This window comes from Advenella sp. (genome assembly GCF_052108595.1).
In the GTDB taxonomy this organism is placed as follows: Bacteria; Pseudomonadota; Gammaproteobacteria; order Burkholderiales; family Burkholderiaceae_B; genus Advenella.
The window spans coordinates 21,274-40,841 of record NZ_JBQEAU010000005.1 but is presented as its reverse complement, the minus strand read 5'-3'; the positions used below and the strand labels follow the sequence as shown (position 1 = coordinate 40,841).

The 19,568-nt window shown below is 56.1% G+C and carries 18 protein-coding genes and 1 pseudogene; 9 read left to right on the top strand and 10 right to left on the bottom strand.

What is annotated here, in order from left to right; all coding sequences use genetic code 11:
- Positions 1-76: 76 nt before the first annotated feature.
- Together ACTIKR_RS01785 and ACTIKR_RS01780 are read right to left on the bottom strand one after the other, a co-directional pair.
- Positions 77-343: a hypothetical protein gene (locus ACTIKR_RS01785; protein WP_193088183.1), complete on the bottom strand. Its 267-nt coding sequence runs from the start codon at positions 341-343 to the stop codon at positions 77-79.
- Between the two features lie 1,161 nt (positions 344-1,504).
- The gene (locus tag ACTIKR_RS01780) at positions 1,505-2,284 is read right to left on the bottom strand and encodes a TlpA disulfide reductase family protein (protein ID WP_193088182.1); all 780 of its coding nucleotides are present in this window, start codon (positions 2,282-2,284) and stop codon (positions 1,505-1,507) included.
- A gap of 159 nt (positions 2,285-2,443) precedes the next feature.
- On the opposite strand from ACTIKR_RS01780, the gene ACTIKR_RS01775 reads away from it, so the two are divergent.
- The 6 genes from ACTIKR_RS01775 (at position 2,444) to ACTIKR_RS01750 (ending at position 8,597) form a co-directional block, all read left to right on the top strand.
- Positions 2,444-3,460: an ABC transporter ATP-binding protein gene (locus ACTIKR_RS01775; RefSeq protein ID WP_193088181.1), complete on the top strand. Its 1,017-nt coding sequence runs from the start codon at positions 2,444-2,446 to the stop codon at positions 3,458-3,460.
- Entirely contained in the window at positions 3,457-4,389 is a 933-nt protein-coding gene (locus tag ACTIKR_RS01770; protein ID WP_193088180.1) for an ABC transporter permease, read from the top strand. Before ACTIKR_RS01775 ends, ACTIKR_RS01770 begins: the two co-directional genes overlap by 4 nt.
- Positions 4,386-5,339 carry an ABC transporter permease gene (locus ACTIKR_RS01765; RefSeq protein ID WP_193088179.1) on the top strand — a complete coding sequence of 318 codons (954 nt, stop codon included), beginning with the start codon at positions 4,386-4,388 and terminating at the stop codon, positions 5,337-5,339. Before ACTIKR_RS01770 ends, ACTIKR_RS01765 begins: the two co-directional genes overlap by 4 nt.
- Positions 5,340-5,341: 2 nt before the next feature.
- Entirely contained in the window at positions 5,342-6,403 is a 1,062-nt protein-coding gene (locus ACTIKR_RS01760; RefSeq protein ID WP_193088283.1) for an ABC transporter ATP-binding protein, read from the top strand.
- Positions 6,404-6,506: 103 nt separating this feature from the next.
- Positions 6,507-8,090 (top strand): peptide ABC transporter substrate-binding protein, encoded by a 1,584-nt coding sequence (locus ACTIKR_RS01755; protein ID WP_193088178.1) that lies wholly within the window; start codon positions 6,507-6,509, stop codon positions 8,088-8,090.
- An 18-nt stretch (positions 8,091-8,108) separates the two neighbouring features.
- Positions 8,109-8,597: a GNAT family N-acetyltransferase gene (locus tag ACTIKR_RS01750; RefSeq protein WP_193088177.1), complete on the top strand. Its 489-nt coding sequence runs from the start codon at positions 8,109-8,111 to the stop codon at positions 8,595-8,597.
- A gap of 166 nt (positions 8,598-8,763) precedes the next feature.
- Here ACTIKR_RS01750 and ACTIKR_RS01745 read toward each other — a convergent pair whose 3' ends face one another.
- Positions 8,764-9,474 (bottom strand): glutathione S-transferase family protein, encoded by a 711-nt coding sequence (locus ACTIKR_RS01745; RefSeq protein ID WP_193088176.1) that lies wholly within the window; start codon positions 9,472-9,474, stop codon positions 8,764-8,766.
- Positions 9,475-9,736: 262 nt separating this feature from the next.
- Here ACTIKR_RS01745 and ACTIKR_RS01740 point away from each other — a divergent pair, with 262 nt between their 5' ends.
- The gene (locus tag ACTIKR_RS01740) at positions 9,737-10,051 is read left to right on the top strand and encodes a glycine zipper 2TM domain-containing protein (RefSeq protein ID WP_226816717.1); all 315 of its coding nucleotides are present in this window, start codon (positions 9,737-9,739) and stop codon (positions 10,049-10,051) included.
- Between the two features lie 150 nt (positions 10,052-10,201).
- Here the strand turns inward: ACTIKR_RS01740 and ACTIKR_RS01735 are convergent, their stop codons facing one another.
- The 3 genes from ACTIKR_RS01735 to ACTIKR_RS01725 form a co-directional block, all read right to left on the bottom strand.
- Positions 10,202-10,414 (bottom strand): cation transporter, encoded by a 213-nt coding sequence (locus tag ACTIKR_RS01735; protein ID WP_193088175.1) that lies wholly within the window; start codon positions 10,412-10,414, stop codon positions 10,202-10,204.
- A gap of 57 nt (positions 10,415-10,471) precedes the next feature.
- On the bottom strand, positions 10,472-11,236 hold the full coding sequence (locus ACTIKR_RS01730; protein ID WP_442327010.1) for a metallophosphoesterase family protein: 765 nt from the start codon (positions 11,234-11,236) through the stop codon (positions 10,472-10,474).
- Between the two features lie 186 nt (positions 11,237-11,422).
- Positions 11,423-13,924 carry a penicillin acylase family protein gene (locus ACTIKR_RS01725; protein ID WP_442327009.1) on the bottom strand — a complete coding sequence of 834 codons (2,502 nt, stop codon included), beginning with the start codon at positions 13,922-13,924 and terminating at the stop codon, positions 11,423-11,425.
- A gap of 184 nt (positions 13,925-14,108) precedes the next feature.
- On the opposite strand from ACTIKR_RS01725, the gene ACTIKR_RS01720 reads away from it, so the two are divergent.
- A complete protein-coding gene (locus ACTIKR_RS01720; RefSeq protein WP_193088172.1) occupies positions 14,109-14,873 on the top strand; it encodes an IclR family transcriptional regulator in 765 nt (254 codons plus the stop codon).
- A gap of 101 nt (positions 14,874-14,974) precedes the next feature.
- Here ACTIKR_RS01720 and ACTIKR_RS01715 read toward each other — a convergent pair whose 3' ends face one another.
- The 4 genes from ACTIKR_RS01715 to ACTIKR_RS01700 form a co-directional block, all read right to left on the bottom strand.
- The gene (locus ACTIKR_RS01715; RefSeq protein ID WP_193088171.1) at positions 14,975-16,141 is read right to left on the bottom strand and encodes an acyl-CoA dehydrogenase family protein; all 1,167 of its coding nucleotides are present in this window, start codon (positions 16,139-16,141) and stop codon (positions 14,975-14,977) included.
- Between the two features lie 157 nt (positions 16,142-16,298).
- Positions 16,299-17,522 (bottom strand): CaiB/BaiF CoA transferase family protein, encoded by a 1,224-nt coding sequence (locus ACTIKR_RS01710; protein WP_193088170.1) that lies wholly within the window; start codon positions 17,520-17,522, stop codon positions 16,299-16,301.
- Between the two features lie 2 nt (positions 17,523-17,524).
- On the bottom strand, positions 17,525-18,487 hold the full coding sequence (locus ACTIKR_RS01705) for a Bug family tripartite tricarboxylate transporter substrate binding protein (RefSeq protein WP_193088169.1): 963 nt from the start codon (positions 18,485-18,487) through the stop codon (positions 17,525-17,527).
- 91 nt (positions 18,488-18,578) lie between these two features.
- A complete protein-coding gene (locus ACTIKR_RS01700) occupies positions 18,579-19,007 on the bottom strand; it encodes a cupin domain-containing protein (RefSeq protein ID WP_193088168.1) in 429 nt (142 codons plus the stop codon).
- Between the two features lie 389 nt (positions 19,008-19,396).
- Between ACTIKR_RS01700 and ACTIKR_RS01695 the strand changes: the two are divergent.
- A pseudogene (locus ACTIKR_RS01695) lies at positions 19,397-19,568 on the top strand (glycine/betaine ABC transporter substrate-binding protein); the annotation flags it as partial.

Here is a 19,568-nt window from a genome sequence, read left to right as displayed (position 1 = left end):
CCGGACGACGGATATCTGACGCCCACCGTACCACGTACACATAAGTAACATCCCAACGCATTTGCAACAAATGGTATCATTCAGGTTTCATTTTCACAGCAGTAGCCCGCGTCTCGCTAGCCGATTCAATCAGCCCAAAACGGCGGCGGCTCAGATTCCGGCGCGTATAGAAGAGCCCGTTTTTCCGGTCCGGCACAATGGGTCGGACAGGCATCATTACGATTGTCATCAATGGCGGCGCGCCCCCCAGATAACGTGTCAGGGCAACCCAGCGTTTCAGGCTATCGTTCAGGGCACGGGTAATGTCGGTTCCGTTGAGCGATTCCAACGGAACTACATGCATCCATGTATGCTGTTGTCAGTCAGGATTATGAAGAGGCACAATTTTGTCGAGTGCGGGTCACTTGGGTTCCATCAGCCTGAGTGGATTTTGTCACTACAGACTCACACTTCATCGGACGAGCAGGACGCATCTGCCTATCTGATGCTCGCCGATCGCTGGAGGGCAAGTTTCCTGGGTTCATAGAGCGAGCACTGTGCTGGTTTGATGTTCTATGATGCCTATTCATGAATTCACGATGGTCCCTATCGGATTTATCCTTTTCTATTTGCCGCCGAATGTTGCTCCCTCGTATGCATTCGATCATCCCCGCGGTATCTGGTACATATCCTGCTTTTTCGCAGCCTATTCTATCGGCGGTCAATTCGCGTACACGTATTTCCTCGGATGAAACGCACCCTGCGAGGAAAATGGGCGCAACAAAAAGCGACAGGAATATTTTCATATGATCTCCGTTATGTAATAATTGTATTGGCTAAAACATGATCTGACAGATGCCCGCTTTCCACACGGCGTCAGTCGGATTAGATTTGGTTCACATCCTTCGGTTCCCAAACCGCTAAACGCTCAAGCAAAGTCTGCATCGGCGTTCTGCCGCAGCACATTTTGTCTTGATGAGTCCGCTCATTGTTATAAAAATCCAGCCAAACGTCCAGATCTTTCTGCCAGGACGCCAGATTACTGTATAGCGTCTTTCTACACACGATCTAATAAAACTCCAGAAAAATGGTTTTGTACAAGCATGCACAAAGGCCCTTTGTCTGTGGAGATATGGCTTTGGTTTTAGTATGATGAATGCCATTGCCTTCATAGACAGCTGATGATCATGGTCATCGACTCATTCGCAGAACTGCGGGCGCCACGCAGTCGGAATATGCAATACCAGTAGGCCGTACTAATACCAGCGGGCCGTACTGTTTATAGAACGGTAATACCTTGTCATTGCGCATGTCAGCAGAAGACGTGGGAATTTTGGTCGTGTAAAGCTTGATGTGAACGACCTTGGAATTGATATCTATACAAATGTGCTGATAACCGCTAGACCGAAGCGATATCATCGGGAAGGACACGGAAACCGGCAATAGCTTAAGCAGGACGCCAACCGGCCACCAGAATTAATCGGTCACATACGCGAGACGGCCGCAATACGCCAGACATCTGACACTACAGACCGTCCAGTTTCTCGCTCAGCATTTCGCGACTGATCTCGCCCACCTGGGTGCGCCGCAATGCATTGCCATTAAAGAACAGCGTTGTTGGCAAACCTCGCGTCTGAAACTGCGCCGACATGGTGGAGTTGGGATCCAGTCGAATCCATTGGCTCAGATCCAGTCCCTCCTGCCGCAAATAATTCTCAATCGTGGCAGCCGACTCTCCCTGATTCACGAACAAAAACCGCACATCGGGGTTCTGCCGAGCCGCCTGCTCAAGCATGGGCATTTCGCGACGGCAAGGGCCACACCAGGTCGCCCAAAGGTTGATGACCACTTTCTTGTCGCTCAGATCCTTCAGTTGGTGCATTTGGCCGTTCATGTCCGGCAGCGCCATGGCCGGCAAGGGCTGGGCAAGCGGGCCGGGCACCAGCAGCGCCAGCGAGGCCATCAAAGCCGCCACCAGGCCAAGCAGCGCGCCGCCAAGCGCACGCAGGCGCCAGCCCTGCAACAGCAGCAGCGATACCGCCGCAGCAGCGATCGCCCAACCAATGTCAAAGCCACCCTGCCAGAAATAAAAGATGCGCCAGGGCTCGCTCAGAAAACTGTCCCAATGGCGAATGACAAAACCCAGCCGGGCACTGGCCAACACCATCAGCATCGCCAGCCAGGGCCAGCGATCAAATTGCGGGCTGACTCGCCGGGTGAGCACCGCACAGCCGGCCAGCAGCGCAATTACACCCGCCATAACCGCAAGCACCATGGGTGCAAAGAAAAAAGGACCTATTGCCATTGCAGAAAAACCATTGTAGAAAACCCTAAAAATACCGCTCACATCATAGCATCAGGGCTAACTGCAATATCCCCGCCAACGCTTTGCATATAATATCGACACTGACACCAATACAAACCAATACGATGCCGGCCTGTGCCGGCACTCTTTTATTAGCGAATGACTACTGCGCCCACCCACCCTGCCTGTATCAGCACCGACCGTCCGGTGCTGGTGTCGGTGCACAATCTGAAAAAACACTTCGATCTGGGCAGGCAGCAATGTGTATACGCCGTCAATGGCGTGTCCTTCGATATCCACGAAGGCGAAACGCTGGGGCTGGTGGGCGAATCCGGTTGCGGCAAATCCACGACAGGCCGCAGCGTGCTGGGTCTTTACGATCCGACAGAGGGTCACGTTACCTTTCGCGGCCAGAACATTCATGAAGTCAAGGGCCATGCGCGCCGCAAGCTGCTGCGCGACATGCAGATGATATTCCAGGACCCCTATGCCAGCCTGAACCCCCGTGCGAGCGTGTTTGACCTGATTGCCGAACCGCTGGATATCCACGGGCTGTACCGGAACCCCAGGGAAAAGGCGCAGCGGGTCAGCATGCTACTTGAAGAAGTCGGATTGAACGCCTCGTTTGCCCGACGTTATCCGCATGAGTTTTCCGGCGGCCAGCGCCAGCGTATCGGCATCGCCCGTGCTCTGGCGCTGGAACCGGCATTTATTGTTGCCGACGAGCCCATTTCCGCACTGGATGTCTCCATCCAGGCGCAGATCGTGCAGTTGCTGCAGCGCCTGCAACGGGAACGCAAACTGACCTTTCTGTTTATTGCCCATGACCTTTCCATGGTCCAATACATCTCGGACCGGGTGGGCGTCATGTATATGGGCTACATGGCCGAGCTGGCCGGCAGCCACGAACTCTATCACAACCCGCTACACCCCTATACCCAGGCCTTGCTGTCGGCAATTCCGGTTCCCGATCCACAAATACAGCGCCAGCGAACCGGCCAGGTTCTTCATGGCGAATTGCCCAGTCCGCTGGCGCCCACCACCGGCTGCGCTTTCAAGTCACGCTGCCCCAAGGCCATGGCGGTCTGCCAGAGCGAGGTTCCTGTGTGGCGCGAGCACGCTGCGGGACACTTTGCCGCCTGCCATGCGCTGGATACCGAAGGATCGCGTCCATGAAAAAATATATTCTGCAGCGGTTTGCGCTGATGCTGGGCACCATTTTCATTATCGCCACGCTCACCTTCGTGCTGATGCATTTGATTCCCGGCACCCCCTTCGATCAGGAACGACAGACCAGCGCGGCGGTGCAGGACAACCTGCGAGCCTTCTACAAGCTGGACCAGTCGCTGCCGGTGCAATACCTGCATTACCTGAAAGCCATTATCACATTCGACTATGGCCCTTCCATTTCCAATCCGGATACCTCAGTCAATACACTATTGGGCCGTGGGTTTCCGGTGTCGTTTGAGCTGGGTCTGATTGCACTTGTGGTTGCGACCCTGTCCGGCATAGGCGCTGGTACGGTAGCGGCATTGCGGCATAACCGGCTGATCGACCGTGCGGTCATGGCCGTGGCGGTGGTTGGCATTTCCATTCCCAACTTTGTGCTGGCGACATTGCTCATACAGGAGCTCTCGGTGGGCCTGGGCTGGTTTCCTGCGGCCACCTGGCGTACCCCGTGGCACAAGGTGCTGCCGGTGATTGCCCTGGCCGTCACGCCCATGGCCATCCTGGCTCGCATCACCCGCTCCAGCATGCTCGATGTACTAACCCAGGATTATATGACGATGGCACGCGCAAAGGGCCTTTCACCGTGGCGCATCGTGGTCAGGCATGGCCTGCGCAACGCCCTGCTGCCGGTGGTGACACTGCTCGGGACGCTGGCAGCGTCCATTCTGACGGGCACATTCGTGATTGAAAAAATCTTTGCCATTCCCGGCATGGGTCGGTATTTCGTCGATTCCATCAGCACCCGCGACTATCCGGTCATCATGGGAACAACCGTGTTCTACAGCGCCATTCTAGTCTTCATGCTGTTTCTGGTCGACATTGCCTACGGTCTGCTTGACCCGCGCATTGCGCTTCACCGCAAGGGGCAGTCATGAACAATCACGCGACATCGCAAGAGGCGCCGGTCATTACCGACGACATGTTCGAGGCGGCCCCGCCCGACCCACAAGCGGTGGCGCATGTCTTGCGCCCTTCGGTCTCCTACTGGCGCAATGCGTGGTGGCGCCTGCGCAGCAATCCTGCCGCCCTTGTCGGGCTGGTATTTCTGATCTTGCTGATTATCATGGCGGCACTCGCCCCCATGCTATCGGACTGGTCAGTTATCGCGCAGGACCTAAAAAGCCAGAACATGTCACCGTCATCGCTGCACTGGTTCGGCACCGATGATCTGGGCCGCGATATTTTCGTCCGAACCTGGTACGGAGCACGTATTTCATTGTTCGTCGGCTTCATGGCAGCGCTGATCGATTTTGTGATCGGGGTAACCTACGGCGGCTATAGCGGCTACAAAGGCGGCAAGACAGATATCTTCATGATGCGCGTACTGGAAGTGCTCTATGGACTGCCCTATCTGCTGGTGGTGATTTTGCTGATGGTGGTCATGGGACCCAGCCTGCTCACCATCATTATCGCGCTTACCATTACCGGCTGGATCAGCATGGCGCGACTGGTGCGCGGCCAGGTATTACAGTTGAAAAACCAGGAGTATGTGACCGCCGCCCGCTCTTTCGGCGCTGGCACGGCGCATATCATTCGTCGCCATCTGCTGCCCAATGCCATGGGGCCGATTCTGGTGCAGATGACGTTAACCGTCCCCACCGCCATTTTCGCCGAAGCCTTTCTCAGTTTCCTGGGGCTGGGCGTGCAAGCGCCCTATGCCAGTTGGGGTGTCATGGCCAACGATGCGCTGGGCGTCATTCTCTCGGGTGACTGGTGGCAACTGTTTTTCCCCGCCCTTTTCATATCCCTGACCATGTTCGCTTTCAACGTGGTGGGCGACGGGCTGCAGGATGCGCTGGATCCGCGACTGGGGCAAAACAAATGAGCATGGAACACACTGCAATCGGCAGAACGGATGCATCCGTGCCGCCAGCCACCGGCCAGGCGCAACCGCTGCTGACGGTGCGCGATCTCTCGGTACGCTTTCGCACCTACGGCGGACATGTTCATGCGCTGCGCCAGGTTTGCCTGCATGTTGCACGCGGCGAAACCCTGGCCATTGTTGGTGAATCGGGCAGCGGCAAATCGGTCACCAGCCAGGCCATCATGGGGCTGTTGCCGGCCACGACGGCACAGATTACCGGCGGCGCCATCACCTTTGACGGGCGCGAACTGACCACACTGAAACCGGCACAATGGCGTGAGATCCAGGGCAGACGGATTGCCCTTATTTTCCAGGACCCAATGACGGCGCTCAATCCCACCCTCACTATCGGTGAGCAGCTAACCGAAGGGGTACGACGACATTTGAAATTTACGGCAGCTCAGGCCAGGGAGCGCGCCATCCAGATGCTTGAACTGGTGGGCATATCCAGCCCACAGCAGCGGCTCAAACAGTTCCCGCATGCGTTTTCCGGCGGCATGCGCCAGCGTATCGTGATTGCCATTGCATTGATGTGCGATCCCGACCTGTTGATTGCAGACGAACCCACCACGGCGCTGGATGTCACCATCCAGGCACAGATTCTGGCCCTGTTCAAGGATATCCAGGCGCGCACCGGCATTGCCATCATCCTGATCACGCATGACCTGGGCGTCGTCGCCGGCATTGCCGACAGGATCACGGTCATGTATGCCGGCCAATGCGTCGAAACCGCAGAAGTTCATGCGCTATTTGCCCAGCCTGCCCATCCGTATACCCGCGCGCTGCTGGCATCGGTACCGCGCCTGGACATGCCGGCTGCCAGCCTGAAGGCCATTGCCGGCCAGCCGCCAGATCTGTTTGCCCCGCCCGCAGGCTGCGCGTTCGCCGCACGCTGCCGGCATGCCATGCACGTCTGCCGCCAGATCGCACCGCCTGCGACGGCCCTGCCTGCGCAGGGTTCGGTATGCTGCTGGCTGCACGACGCCCGCGCGCCGCAGACCGCCCTGGCGACCGGAAAACGATGATACGGTTGTTTCGACAAACCCGTTTGCGCCCACGACGCATGCATTTTCAGGTATGTTTGCATACATTAGATCCCGTCAAGGGAGCACTTGTTTGGAAATTGCCATGAAAAATCTGCTGTCTGCGGCGCTGCTTACCGCCGCGCTGGGCGTCGCCCTGCCAACCCTGTCCCACGCTGAAAAAGTGTTGCGCCTCAATAATGTGGAAGAGCCCTCCTCGCTGAATCCAGCCCTTGGCCTGAATCTGATTTCCTGGGAACCGCTGAACAATTTGATGGAAGGCCTGGTGCGCCTGGACGCCAAACATAATGCAGCCCCCGCCACGGCAGAAAAATGGGATGTCTCTGCAGACGGGAAAACCTACACATTTCATCTGCGCAAGAATGCCAAATGGTCTGACGGCTCGCCGGTCACAGCCGGTGACTTTGTCTACGGCTGGACACAATTGCTGACGCCGGCGACCGCCTCGCCAGCCGCCTTTTTGCTGTACGATATTGTGGGTGCACAAGACTTCAATGCAGGCAAAGCCCAATCTGACGCGCTCGGCGTTCGGGCACTGGATCCGCACACCCTGCAGGTCACGCTCAATGCCCCCAGCCTGTCGTTTTTGAACATTCTGACCAACCCGGGTTTTGCCCCCGTCAATCAGAAGGTGGCACAGGCCAATCCCAAATGGCACACCGAAGCGGCCAGTTATGTGAGCAACGGACCCTTCATGCTCAGGGAATGGGAGCATGCCAGCAGCATGCGGTTTGAAAAGAACCCGAACTACTGGGACAAGGATGCCGTCAAGCTGGATGCCGTCGATTGGGTCATGATCAACGACCTGAATACCAGCTACCAGATGTTTCGTACCGGTGAGCTGGACGCCACGCCCTCGCCACTGCCGGCAGCCCTTTACGAAAAAGTAAAAGACAGCGACGAGTACATGACTGTGCCGCAGGCCGGCGTGTATTTCTATCGCTTCAATACCAAGATGCCGCCGTTTCAGAATGCCGACATTCGGCGCGCTTTCGCCCTGGCCGTCAACCGGCAGGATATGGTCGATTATGTCGTCAAACAGGGCCGCAAGGCAGCCGACGCCTTCGTCAGCCCTGGGTTCATCGGCCCCGATGGCAAAGACTTCTACCAAACCAGCAACGGCTTTGTCCAAACCGATGCGGCCCAGGCCAAGGCATTACTGAAAAAGGGCATGAAAACCGAAAAATATACGACATTGCCAGCGGTCACGCTCAGCCACATCAATAATCCTGATGACCGCAAAATTGCGCAGGCGCTGCAAGCCATGTTCAAGGAAAACCTGGGCGTAGACGTGCGTCTGCAGGCCATTGAAAGCAAGGTGTTTTATACCCAGCAGCGCGGCGGCAAGTTGCAGTTTTCACGCAGCTCATTTACCAACGACTATGCCGATCCTTACAATGCATTGGAAAGTTTTGTGAGCAGCTCAAGCATGAACCGCACCGGCTGGTCCAACGCCGAGTACGATACGCTGATCAAGACCGCCCGAAATGAAACCGACGCTGCCAGAAGATGGGAATTGTTGCAAAAATCCCAACAAGTGTTGTTCGCAGACATGCCTATTTTCCCATTGTTCTTCTACAATCAAGGCTTCATGCAGAAAACCGGTGTCACAGGCATTCTGCGGCACCCGGTTGGTTATATTGACCTGAAAACAGCGGATATCCAATAAAAGCAAACGGGGGATTTCATGTATGACGTTGTTACGGCGGATCTTGAAAATCCAGAACACGCCAATGCCGTTCTGGCTGTGCTTAACGCCTATGCATCCGACCCGATGGGCGGCGGCGAACCGCTATCGGCCCACACTCAGAAGAACTTGATAGCGTCACTCAAAAAACGCAGCAATATCTACACAATACTTGCCTTTGACAGCCAGGAGCCGATCGGCATTGCGCTATGCTTTGAAGGGTTTTCCACCTTCGCCTGCAAGCCGCTGCTCAATATCCACGATTTTGCCGTGGTGCCGAAGTACCGCGGCCAGGGGGTCGGCACGCAATTGCTGGCACGCGTTAAACAGCTGGCACGCAATCTGGGCTGCTGCAAAATAACGCTTGAAGTGCTCGATGGCAATGCGCCGGCCAAAGCGCTGTACGTCAGCCAGGGCTTTGCACTCTATACGCTGGGTCCGCAGACCGGTCATGCCGTGTTGATGCAATGCCCAATCGGAAACCCCTGAGCAGAGCTATCCGCCATCATCGGTTATAAGCAAAAAAAAGCATGGCTCAGGCAATAGGCAAGGAGCAGCGCGCCACTGCTATGTCCGGGCCGAACCGGCGCCATACTTTTTCATACGCCCTTCACCTGGCCCGGGTGACCCGTGAAGTACCGGGCCTGCCGGCAAATCAGGCTGCTCTATATTGGGCTGCCGCCGGATCGATCTGGCGCTTTACCGGGCCGGCCACTTCCGCATAGGCCTCAAGCAGGCGGGTGAACCATTGACCCACGGCCGAATCGTCCTCCCAGTACTGAAACCCGAATACCCAACTGAAGATCAGATGCGCCGCAACGACAAAATCGGTGGCCCCTGGCTGGGTGCCGTCAAGATACGGCATGTTTTTCAATTGTGATTCCAGCGCCCCCAGGGCCTTGTGCGCCTCGCTCGCATCGGCCGTCGCGTGCAATTGCTCCAGCGTACAACCAAAGCGCTTTTCCCGGCTTTCCCGAAAATACCCTTTGGCCGATTCCGGTTGTGCTTCGTAAATCGCCATCAGGGAAGGTTTGAAAATGACCGGCGTAATATGGCGCAGAATCAGTTCCGAAATAAACCGGACCCGGGCCCGTCCGGCATCGCTATCGAGTCCCAGCGGCGCCTGCGGATACGTACGATCAAGATATTCCAGGATATCCAGGCTTTCCTTGACCACGGTATCCCCATCGGTAAGAACGGGGACCAACCGCGAATCTGCAAATGCTATTTTTTCCTTCTCCATAAAGCCGACAGGAAGCCCCTCGAAAGGCAGCCGCTTGTGCGCAAGCGCAAGCCTCACTCGCCAACAGTAAGGTGAAAATACCAGGTCGGGCTCGCTGGCACAGAGTTCGTAAAGCCGGATCATTCGTGTCTCCTTTGACATACGGCGGTAAATCGGGTTTTTAATCACAATAATGACCCGAGCAGGTAAAAATCGGGCGCTATCGAGAGATATTGAGCGGCAATCTCGGGCAGCGTGTGGCTACTTGAAAACAACGACCCGATGCTTAAACTTTCAATCCATTTCCAAACAGGCTTGCCAGCTATCTTTCGATACATTTGCTTGCCATCAGTACAAACAAAGCGATTATGATAGCTCCATAGTTATTCCATAAGGAGAGTTTACTATGACCTCGCAAATGATAAAAAAAGTCTGTCTTGTGGCACTTATGGGTGCCGTTCTGGCAGGCTGCTCTACCCGTCACCCAACTCGGGATCTAGGAACCGTTGGCGGTGCAGCACTGGGCGGTGGTGCCGGTTATGCACTGACTGACGGCAACCCGCTGGCTGCATTGGGCGGTGCCGCACTGGGTGGTCTGGTCGGTAACCAGGTGTTCAAGGACAGCGATGACCGTTACGATCGTGGCCGCCGCCACTATCGCGATGACCGTCGCCGTGATCGCCATTATCATCGCCACGACCGCCGCCGCTGGGACGATTAATATCTGACTGCCTGCCTATCAACAGCGCAGCCGGATTCCGCAACGAAGCCGCTACACGCCATACCGGCGATGTAGCGGCTTTTTATTTGCCGCCTGATCTGTGCATGGCCGCCTGATCTATTTCCGATGTCGATATCAGGCCTGCTGCGTTCAGACTCTCAGAACGTAACCCGCACTTTTGACCGTATCGGCCAGTTGCTGCGCGGTGACACTGTCATTGGCAACGATATCTGCCGACGCCCCCGCCAGACTGACCTGCGCCGATACTACCCCGGGCACCGACTCCAGTGCGTGAGTCACATGCGCAACACATTTGTCGCAAGTCATGCCCTCTACCCTGGCCTTAATCACGTTTGTACTCATTACGCTCTCCTGCTGTTAACAATCTTCAAGCCGGACTCAGCCATATCATAGCCCAGTTCACCGAGCCGGCTGTGTGTGCGCGTCCGGCAACGCAGCAACCCGGTCTTCGCCGCTGCCGTCCAGGTCGCCAGCGCGAATCACCACGCCATTGCTGTCGAGCACACCGCGCAGCCCCACTGCGTGCGCGGCAAATCCCATACGTTCAAAATGCGCCGAATAATCATAACAGTCATGATGATGTCCGTGAAACACACGGGTGGCGCCCAGCCGTAGCGCCAGACGGTCCAGCACGGTAAAACCGTAGCGATTGCAGGACGGCGCTTCATGCAGCACCAGAATATCGGCCTGTTCCTGCATCAGGGCGTCGTAATCACTGGGAAAGATGGAGCTGCGATGACGCAGACGGTCACCCTGGCCATTTTTTCCCGCCTTGAGCAGGCTGTGCGCTTCGTAATCCTGGGGACAATAGAACCGCCAGTAAGGCCTGGCCGGGTTCCAGATGGTGCCCCGAAACACGCCGCCCAGACCGGCAATGCGCACGCCATGGATATCCACGACCCTGCCATGCAGATTACGGCCAGCCAATTCGGAATTGAAAAGATTGTGATAGATGGCCGCACTATCGGTATCATGATTGCCAGGAATCCACCAAACGTCAGTCATCTGACGGATGTCGCCAAGAATCTCATGCAGCGGCTGGCTGGCCTGGATATCGCCAAGAAAAATGACAGCGTCGGGTTTGCCTGCCATGACAATCTCCCGACAGTGCTCAAAACCGCCATGCGTATCGCCAAAAAAGAAAATGCGCGCTTTCGCATTCATGACCGCACCTGGGAATCTGACTTCCAATGAGATTCCTGCCCGTGCCTCAACGCATGTTGAGGCTGGCAGGATTGATTCATTTTACGCGCAAACCTCTTGCGCAAGATGCAGATTGGACCGCGGCCGCCGCCTTAAGTTCTCATCATTGCCCAAGGCAGCGGTGGCCATGTCAGCATAAAAGCGACTTTACTGCTTTTTCCCCGGTTCGAAGTTCAGGACTTTGACGGTATTTTCCTTGACCTTTTCCTTGCTGAAGGTTAACGGAATATACTCGCCCTTCGCCCAGATGGGTGCCAGGTCGCGGTAACCAGGCAGGCGCGGATCGCCCGATTGTCCCGGGGTGTTGATGACCGTGGAGCTATCCCACTGTCCGACATCGAGCACCATGCGAAAAGAGGCGCCCGACCTCAAGTTATAGCTTGTTTCACTGTAGCTGGTCGCCATGGGTGTATAGCCGGAACCACCAATCGGACCAGCATCGACATTGAATGTCTTTTTCTCTTCATCCGACAGCAGCGCATTCATGGGATGCACGAACACCGCCTGGTGCAGCGTGCCCCATTTCCACGCTTGCGGATCGTCACCCAGCTTTTCCCTGACTTCGGCAACAGCCTCTCCAAGTGAGTCGAGCATAATTTGGTTACGCTCGGCTTCGGTAAACCAGCCATCGGGTTTTTCGATGACGTCCAACACCCGTTCCGGGTCGGCCAGTCCGATCATTTTTGCAATTTCCGGATCAAACGCACGATCCACTACGGCCTTGCGTAAATAGCGACTGAACCACACTTCGAAGACAGCCGCTTCCGGGCTGTCTGCCGTCACTTGGCCATCCCATTTTTTAAGCATGTCCACCACGGGCTTGAGCTTCTCGTCCTCGGTGCTCACTTGTTGCAGCACGGTAACGGTTCTGATTGCAGGCAACGAGGTTTTGTCGTTCTGCCAGGCTTCGGAATCGGCAATCGAAGATTTGTCGCTGGCGCCAATAATCCGCTTCAGGCGTTTGGCACGAAAATCGCTGCTCCATTCATAGCCAACCCCTTTTTTGAACGCCGGATGATCAGGCGGAATATTATTCTCGTTGGCCGTCAAGATATAGCCGGCTTTCGGGTTGTACAGGCTGGGCAATTCGTCCATGTCCCGATAACCGCTCCATTCATAGCGACCGTCGCCGGGCACTGGTGTGAGTCCATCCCAGTCTCGCTTGACGGTGAGCCCGCCCGGCATCCATGCGATATTGCCGTCAGCATCGGCAAAGACCTGGTTTTCGCCCGGCGCGCCCCAACGATTCATGGCTGCCTTGAACTCATCCCAGTTGGTCGCTCGCATGTAATCCATGGAACCGAAATAAGGGGCCATGCCCAGATCCAGCCAGGCGGCACGCAAAGCCCAAGCGGTGTGGTTGCCTTCATCCTGGTACAGGATCGGGCCATGGCGGGTAAAGCGCAGCGTCACTTTCTGGGCCGGCCCGCCCTTGACTTCAATTTCTTCCTCTACGGTCTGCATGGGTTCCCAGCGTCCCTGGTATTTATACTCGTTCTTGTTCTCGGGATTGATTTCATACTGGTACATATCTTCCTGATCCATGTAAAAACGGGTCAGTCCAAAACCGATCTGCTCGTTATGACCAATCGAAATGCCTGGCAGAAACGGTTCGCCAGCGCCAATGACCGACAGTCCCGGCGCATTCAGGTGACTGATATAGCGCAAACTCGGCGCACCATGGGAGCGGTGCGGGTCATTAGCCAGGATCGGCCTGCCGGTCGTTGTCCGTTCGCCGCCAATAACCCAGTTATTCGACCCAAGCCCCCTTTCGGTATCACTGTCGTTCCTGACAATCTCATACAGCGCCGATACCGGCAGCGGGCCCTTTGTATTTGTTGCAGATGTTTTTTCGGTTTTCTGCTCCGGCTGCCCGCCTGCGGTCTTGCCCTGGTCGACGCCTGGCGGCAGTTTGTTCAGTTTCGGCGTGGCCGTGGCCAGATCATAAGCATCCTTGATTTTTTTCACCGGAATCGAGCATGGATCAAGCCCCTCGACCAGTTTCGGATCAATGGTCGGGCTCAATTCGCGCCGCAACCAGTCTGCCTTTACCGGATCATCCTTGATCTTGCAGAACACCTGCGCGCGATCCAGCTCGTTCTTGGCGTTCAGCGTCAGGCCATGATGACGAATCCGCACCACATCCTCGGCCTGCCACATGGACGGCTGATAGCCCAGTTTTTTGAACTCTTCGGGCAACAGTGCCGGATCGGCCTTCGTCATTTTTACGTATTCGTTGATGCCGGCAGTAAATGCCTGCGCCACGCGTTTCGAATCCGAACCGTAAGCCAGCCACTCACGATACATATCGCCGCGAAACAGAACGGCGCGCGCCATGCGATCGCCCTCGACATAATCGGGACCGAAATCCTTGGCCATTTCACCCAGGCCGCGCTTGCGCCATAAATCGATCTGAAACAGCCGATCCCGCGCCGCATTGAATCCCTGCAGGAAAAAGGCATCGTAAAGCGTCTGCGCGTAGATATGCGGGATGCCCCATTTGTCGATCGAGATTGATCCTGGCTTTTCCAGGCCGCTTACCGCAAAGGTATCGGCAGCGGCTGCGTCTGCCGTACGGGCGCTGGCTGGGATGAACGACGTGCCGGTAAAAACGGCAGCGACTGCAACGGCCATGAATGCGCGTTTCATATCTTCTCCTTGTATTTCAGTTGTGTTAATTAATTATTTTAAACATGAACTAAATTGCGGACTGAAATGTACCGTCTTCTTTGCTCAGAGAATGGCACGAGTACCCGCCGCAATCAAACAAAACAGTGTAAGAAATTATGGCATCGGTTAAACTGTAACCCTGTCACTCCCTGTGTCCCTATTCATGAACACCACTGCCCCCGGCACCGAAAACCATCGCGTCAAAACCGCGCTCAGGGTTATCGAGATCATCGAGATTTTTTCCCGCGAACAAAAGCCTTTGGCGCTCTCGGAACTGGCCCGCGAACTCAATGCCCCGGCCTCCAGTTGCCTGGCGCTAATACGCACGCTGTTGAGCCTGGGTTATCTGTACGAAACGTCGCGTCGTCAGGGATATTACCCAACGGGACGTCTGCTGGCCATGGCGCAGCGCATTACCAAAGCCGATCCGGTGCTCGAGCGGCTGTATCCCAGTTTGCGGGAATTGTGCGCCATCACAGGCGAGACGGTGGTGCTGGGTAAACTCACTTCGTTGAACACAGTGGTGTACCTGGATGTGCTTCCTTCTGAAAACCCCATTCATTATGTCGCCGTGGCCGGAGAGCAAAAGGAAATCCACGCCAATTCGCTGGGCAAGGCGCTATTTTCGGCGCTGGATGAACCGGCGCAACTCACGTTGCTGGACAAGATGAGTTTTGCCAGGCGCAATGACCGCACCATTACCACGCGCCAGCAGTTTCTGGCGGACATCAAGGCAGGGCAGGAAAAAGGGCTGTTCACCAATCTGGGCGAGTCCATGGTCGATGTCGGCGCCATCGCCTGGCCGGTGACTGTTTCGGGCGGCCATTTTGCGATCTCCATTGCAGGACCGTTGTACCGGATCGAGGCCAATCTGCAGAATCATGCCCAGAAACTACGAGTGATGTGTACCTTCATTGAACAGCATTAAGCATCCGGGCCAATATACGATACCCGTTACCTGAAGCGCTAGCGGCCGCAACCGGCGCAAGCCGGCCACGGCCCGAATCGGCGCTGCAAGCTTGCGCGCCTTCAGTAGGATTTGGGCAGGCCCAGCACTTTTTCGGCAATGAAGCACATGATCAGTTGCGGACTGACCGGTGCAATACGCGGGATAAAGCTTTCACGCAAATAGCGTTCAACGTGATATTCCTTGGCATAGCCCATTCCGCCCAGGGTCTGGATCGCTGTCTGGCACGATGTAAACGCCGCTTCAGCTGCCAGGTATTTGGCCGTATTGGCGTATGCGCCCGCCGGCTCATTGGCGTCATAGGCGGCGGCCGCACGGGACACCATCAAATCGGCGGCTTCCAGCTGCATCCAGCATTGCGCCAGCGGATGCTGGATACCTTGATTCTGACCGATAGGCCGATTAAATACGGTACGCTCTTTCGCGTATTGAACTGCCTTGTCCAGTGCCACCTGACCCAGGCCGACCGCCTCTGCGGCAATCAGGATGCGCTCGGGATTGAGGCCATGAAGAATGTATTCGAAACCCTTGCCCTCTTCGCCCACGCGATCGCATTCGGGGATTTCCAGGCCATCAAAAAACAGCATATTGGAATCGACGGCCTTGCGCCCCAGCTTTTCGATTTCGCGCACTTCAACCTGGCTGCGATCAAGATCGGTGTAGAACAGGCTCAGGCCTTCGGTGGCCTTCGATACCTGGTCTTTCGGCGTGGTGCGGGCAAGCAGGAGCATTTTGCTGGCCACCTGGGCGGTGGAAATCCAGATTTTGCGGCCGTATATCCGATAGTGGTCGCCATGCTTTTGCGCACGCGTGGTCAACTGGGTGGTGTCCAGCCCGGCATCGGGCTCGGTGACGGCAAAGCAGGCTTTGTCCTTGCCTTCGATCAGAGGCGGCAACGCGCGTTGCTTGAGTTCCTCCGAACCAAAACGGACCACCGGGTTCAGCCCGAAGATATTCATATGAACGGCCGAGGCGCCGGTAAAGCCTGCACCCGAGCGCGAAATGGCTTTCATCATCAGCGCGGCTTCGGTAATACCCAATCCTGCGCCACCATATTCCTGCGGCATGGCCACGCCCAGCCAGCCGGCCTTGGCCAGGCGCTGATAAAACGCCTCTGGATACTCGCCCGTTCTATCGCAGGTGAGCCAGTATTCGTCGTCAAAACCGTTGCATAGCTGTTCAATGGCAGCCACAAGCATTTGCTGATCCTGAGAAAGCGAGAAATCCATCATTACTCCGTCGTTTAGGTATGTTGTGTCACTTCAAAGGCGCAATGCCCCCATGGCAGGCGCGGCGGTTTACCGCCGGTCATGGGCCATGCCTGCAATCGGCAGCGCGAGCGCCCTCGCATCGGTCATCGCCCCCACTGGATGACCGCGCATTGGCTTAGTGCCTGTTCGCGCTACGCTTTGCCGCCTTCAATATGGCCTGTTTTTTCTCGTTGTCCATGGGCAGCCCGTCAAGCAATTCTTCAGTATGTTCACCCAGCGCGGGCGCATGGCGATAGACGCTCAGCGGCGTGGCCGAATATCGCCCCAGCGGCGCGATCGTGTGGACCACCCCTTCGCTGGGATGATCAGTTCGCACCAGATGACCCGTTGCCTTCAGGTGCGGATCTGCGGGAAGATCTTCGATGGCGTACAGCGGGGCGCACGGGATATCGTTCGCATCAAACAGCGCAAGCCAGTCTGCCGTGCTGCGGGTCCGCAGGACCCCGTCCACAAACCGGTATACTTCATCAATGTTTTCGGCTCGACGTGAATGGGTGGAAAAGATCGAATCGATGATCAGATCGGCACGATCGATGGCCGCCAGGAACTGCTGCCAGTGCCGATCGTTGTAGATCAGGGCGCTAACATATCCATCCTGTGTCTGATAGGGCTTGCGATGTTCGGCCAGCAACCGGGAATAGCCCATGGTGCCTGCCGGCGCGTCCTCATCGAATGTGCGCTGGCCCAGGTGATCGCCCAATATCATTTGCGCCATCCCCTCAAACATCGGCACCTCAATGGATTGGCCCGTACCGGTTGCCCGGCTATGGATGACGCCTGCCAGACAGGCAATGGCCGCCTGCAGCCCGATGGTGCGATCGGCCAGCGTCAGCGGTGCATACCGCGGTTCGTGCCCGCTGTTGCGTTCGTAAAGCCGGGCCACACCGGTCATTCCCTGTATCAAATCATCGTAAGCCGGCTTGCCGGCGTACGGGCCTTCGTTGCCAAAGCCATAGGCGCCCACGTAGACGATTTTCGGATTCACGGCGCTGACCGCTTCGTACGACAGGCCCATGCGTTCCATGGACTGCGGCCTTACGTTGTAGAGCAGCACATCGACCTCGCGCACCAGATGCAGGCAGGCTTCCCTGCCTTGCTCGGTTTTCAGGTCAAGCACCACCGATCGCTTGTTGCGATTCAGATGCAGATAGATCGCACCCATGCCTGGATTGCGCATGGGTCCGACCTGCCGTATCGTATCGCCCACCGGCGATTCCACCTTGATCACGTCCGCGCCCAGATCTGCCATCATCTGCGTGGCAAACGGCCCCAGAATAATGGAAGTCAGATCCAGGACCCGTACTCCGGCCAGCGGCCCGCTTCGATTGCTGTCTGTCATTATTATTGAACCTGGATCCCGGCGTCCTTGATGAGCTTGCCCCATAACGCGTACTGCTCGCGGACAAATGTCGCAAATTCCTGCTGGGTGCCGCTGAAGGCATCAAATCCCAGGCGCGCCAGCTCCTGCTTGACCTTCGCATCGCTCACGATTTCATTGATGGTTTTGTTCAACGCCGCCACCGCCTCATCGGACATCTCGGCCGGGCCCAGAAAACCATTCCATGAATTGATGTCGAAATTATCGATACCGGCCGCCTCCATGGAAGGCAACTCGGGCAACAGCGTGCTGGGCTTGGCGGTAGATACTGCGAGCGCCTTGATCTTCTTGGATTGCACAAATGGCATGCCCGAAGTCAGATCGGTAAACATATAGTCCACCTGCCCGCCGATCAGATCGGTCAGCGCCTGTGGCGTGCCCTTGTAGGGCACATGCAGGGTCTCGATACCGGCAGCATGCGACAGCGTAGCGCCGGCAACAATACCGGTACTGTTGCCTGAGGCGTAGGTCAGTTTGCCTGGGCTGGCCTTGGCTTGCTTAACCAGTTCCTCCACCGAATTGAAGGTTTGCTTCATGTTGGCGACCAAAATGAACGGCAGGTTACCGCCGCGCGCAATCGGCGTGAAATCCTTGAGCACATCATAAGGCACGCTTTTTTGCAGCCACGGCGCAGCCGACAGCGGTGTATTGGTTGAAATCAGAATGGTATAGCCATCGGGCTTGGAGCGGGCAACCTGCTGCGCCGCAATCGTACCGTTGCCACCGGGCTTGTTTTCCACAATCACCTGCTGACCAAGACGGCTGGTCATTTCACGGGCAAAGATGCGCCCGACAGAGTCGGTCCCCGAACCGGCCGGGAACGGGACGACCATGGTAATGGGTTTTTCCGGCCATGCAGCTGCGGCGGTGCCCGCGGCGATAAGGGCGGCGGCACCCAGCAAACAACGTAGGGGTTTGATATTCATAATGTCTCCAGTAAAGGACAAGGCTTCTTTGAGCGGCGGTACCATGAAAAGGCACGCTTGGGTTTATGCTAAAAATCGGGTTATCCGGCGATCAATCCCGTACCACCCTGGCCGGATTTTCTTCATAGGGAGGAGAATAAATGACCAGAAGGCGCGCCGGCTCGGCACTGGTCACAGTAAAGATATGCTTTTTGTCTGCAGGAAAAAAACAGCAGTCTCCGGCCTGCAGAGAACCCTTTTCCCCGTCCATTTCCACGTCTGCCGTGCCAGACAGCAAATACACCACCTGCTCAATGCCAGGATGGGCATGCGGCAAGGCGCCCCGATTCTGCTCAATTGTACCCACCAACACCTCCAGGTGACGCGCGCCGACCGTCTCGGGGCCGATCAGGCGCCGGTTGACGGTGCCATGGTGGTTGGCGGGGCTGTAGCCAGGGACATCCGCTTCCCGGACGATCCAGGAACAGGCGCCAGTTTTTTTGCTGGTGGTGCTTGCGGTTTGCGCTGTACTGTCTGTCATTACTTGGTTTCCTTTGGGTCGGGTAAATAGCCGAATTTAGCCAAATTCAATTTAGCCCATTCATTTTAAGCCGTTTAATTTAACCCATTTAATTTCTGTATGTGAATTAATTTTCTCATACATGAACATAAAAAGCTGCTAGGGATTTTACCAAGGGGGCTGGTTTGCCCGGACCCTCTCGATTTGTTACAATGGTGGGGTTTTATTAATTCATCGTTTCAATTGTGTACACCTTTTGCCCCTTCTGGTAAAAGTGTTTTACCTGTCAATCGGGCGCCCCGCCGCCCATCAATTTTTGTTTGTATCGACGGCGCTACGTCGTTTTCCGCACACTCTTTGGCATACACAGTTATTTTTATAACCCTGTAAGACTTAAGGAGGCTACGGCCATGTTCTTAAAACACAAAATTCTCTGCTCGACGCTACTGGCTGCGTTTGGCCTGGGCTTGTCCGCCACGGCACAAGCTGCAGACGCCCAATGCGAAGTAGATCGCACCGTCAACTTCGGCGGCATGAACTGGGAATCGAACCTGGTACTGGTCGACGTTCAGCGCACCATTC

Coding starts and splice junctions, on each gene's coding strand:
- ACTIKR_RS01715 (WP_193088171.1), bottom strand. CDS start 16,141: ATGGATTTCTCGCTTTCTCAGGATCAGCAAATGCTTGTGGCTGCCATT.
- ACTIKR_RS01705 (WP_193088169.1), bottom strand. CDS start 18,487: ATGAATATCAAACCCCTACGTTGTTTGCTGGGTGCCGCCGCCCTTATC.
- ACTIKR_RS01775 (WP_193088181.1), top strand. CDS start 2,444: ATGACTACTGCGCCCACCCACCCTGCCTGTATCAGCACCGACCGTCCG.
- ACTIKR_RS01750 (WP_193088177.1), top strand. CDS start 8,109: ATGTATGACGTTGTTACGGCGGATCTTGAAAATCCAGAACACGCCAAT.
- ACTIKR_RS01765 (WP_193088179.1), top strand. CDS start 4,386: ATGAACAATCACGCGACATCGCAAGAGGCGCCGGTCATTACCGACGAC.
- ACTIKR_RS01760 (WP_193088283.1), top strand. CDS start 5,342: ATGGAACACACTGCAATCGGCAGAACGGATGCATCCGTGCCGCCAGCC.
- ACTIKR_RS01725 (WP_442327009.1), bottom strand. CDS start 13,924: ATGAAACGCGCATTCATGGCCGTTGCAGTCGCTGCCGTTTTTACCGGC.
- ACTIKR_RS01735 (WP_193088175.1), bottom strand. CDS start 10,414: ATGAGTACAAACGTGATTAAGGCCAGGGTAGAGGGCATGACTTGCGAC.
- ACTIKR_RS01740 (WP_226816717.1), top strand. CDS start 9,737: ATGACCTCGCAAATGATAAAAAAAGTCTGTCTTGTGGCACTTATGGGT.
- ACTIKR_RS01755 (WP_193088178.1), top strand. CDS start 6,507: ATGAAAAATCTGCTGTCTGCGGCGCTGCTTACCGCCGCGCTGGGCGTC.
- ACTIKR_RS01785 (WP_193088183.1), bottom strand. CDS start 343: ATGCATGTAGTTCCGTTGGAATCGCTCAACGGAACCGACATTACCCGT.
- ACTIKR_RS01700 (WP_193088168.1), bottom strand. CDS start 19,007: ATGACAGACAGTACAGCGCAAACCGCAAGCACCACCAGCAAAAAAACT.
- ACTIKR_RS01720 (WP_193088172.1), top strand. CDS start 14,109: ATGAACACCACTGCCCCCGGCACCGAAAACCATCGCGTCAAAACCGCG.
- ACTIKR_RS01780 (WP_193088182.1), bottom strand. CDS start 2,284: ATGGCAATAGGTCCTTTTTTCTTTGCACCCATGGTGCTTGCGGTTATG.
- ACTIKR_RS01745 (WP_193088176.1), bottom strand. CDS start 9,474: ATGATCCGGCTTTACGAACTCTGTGCCAGCGAGCCCGACCTGGTATTT.
- ACTIKR_RS01730 (WP_442327010.1), bottom strand. CDS start 11,236: ATGAATGCGAAAGCGCGCATTTTCTTTTTTGGCGATACGCATGGCGGT.
- ACTIKR_RS01770 (WP_193088180.1), top strand. CDS start 3,457: ATGAAAAAATATATTCTGCAGCGGTTTGCGCTGATGCTGGGCACCATT.
- ACTIKR_RS01710 (WP_193088170.1), bottom strand. CDS start 17,522: ATGACAGACAGCAATCGAAGCGGGCCGCTGGCCGGAGTACGGGTCCTG.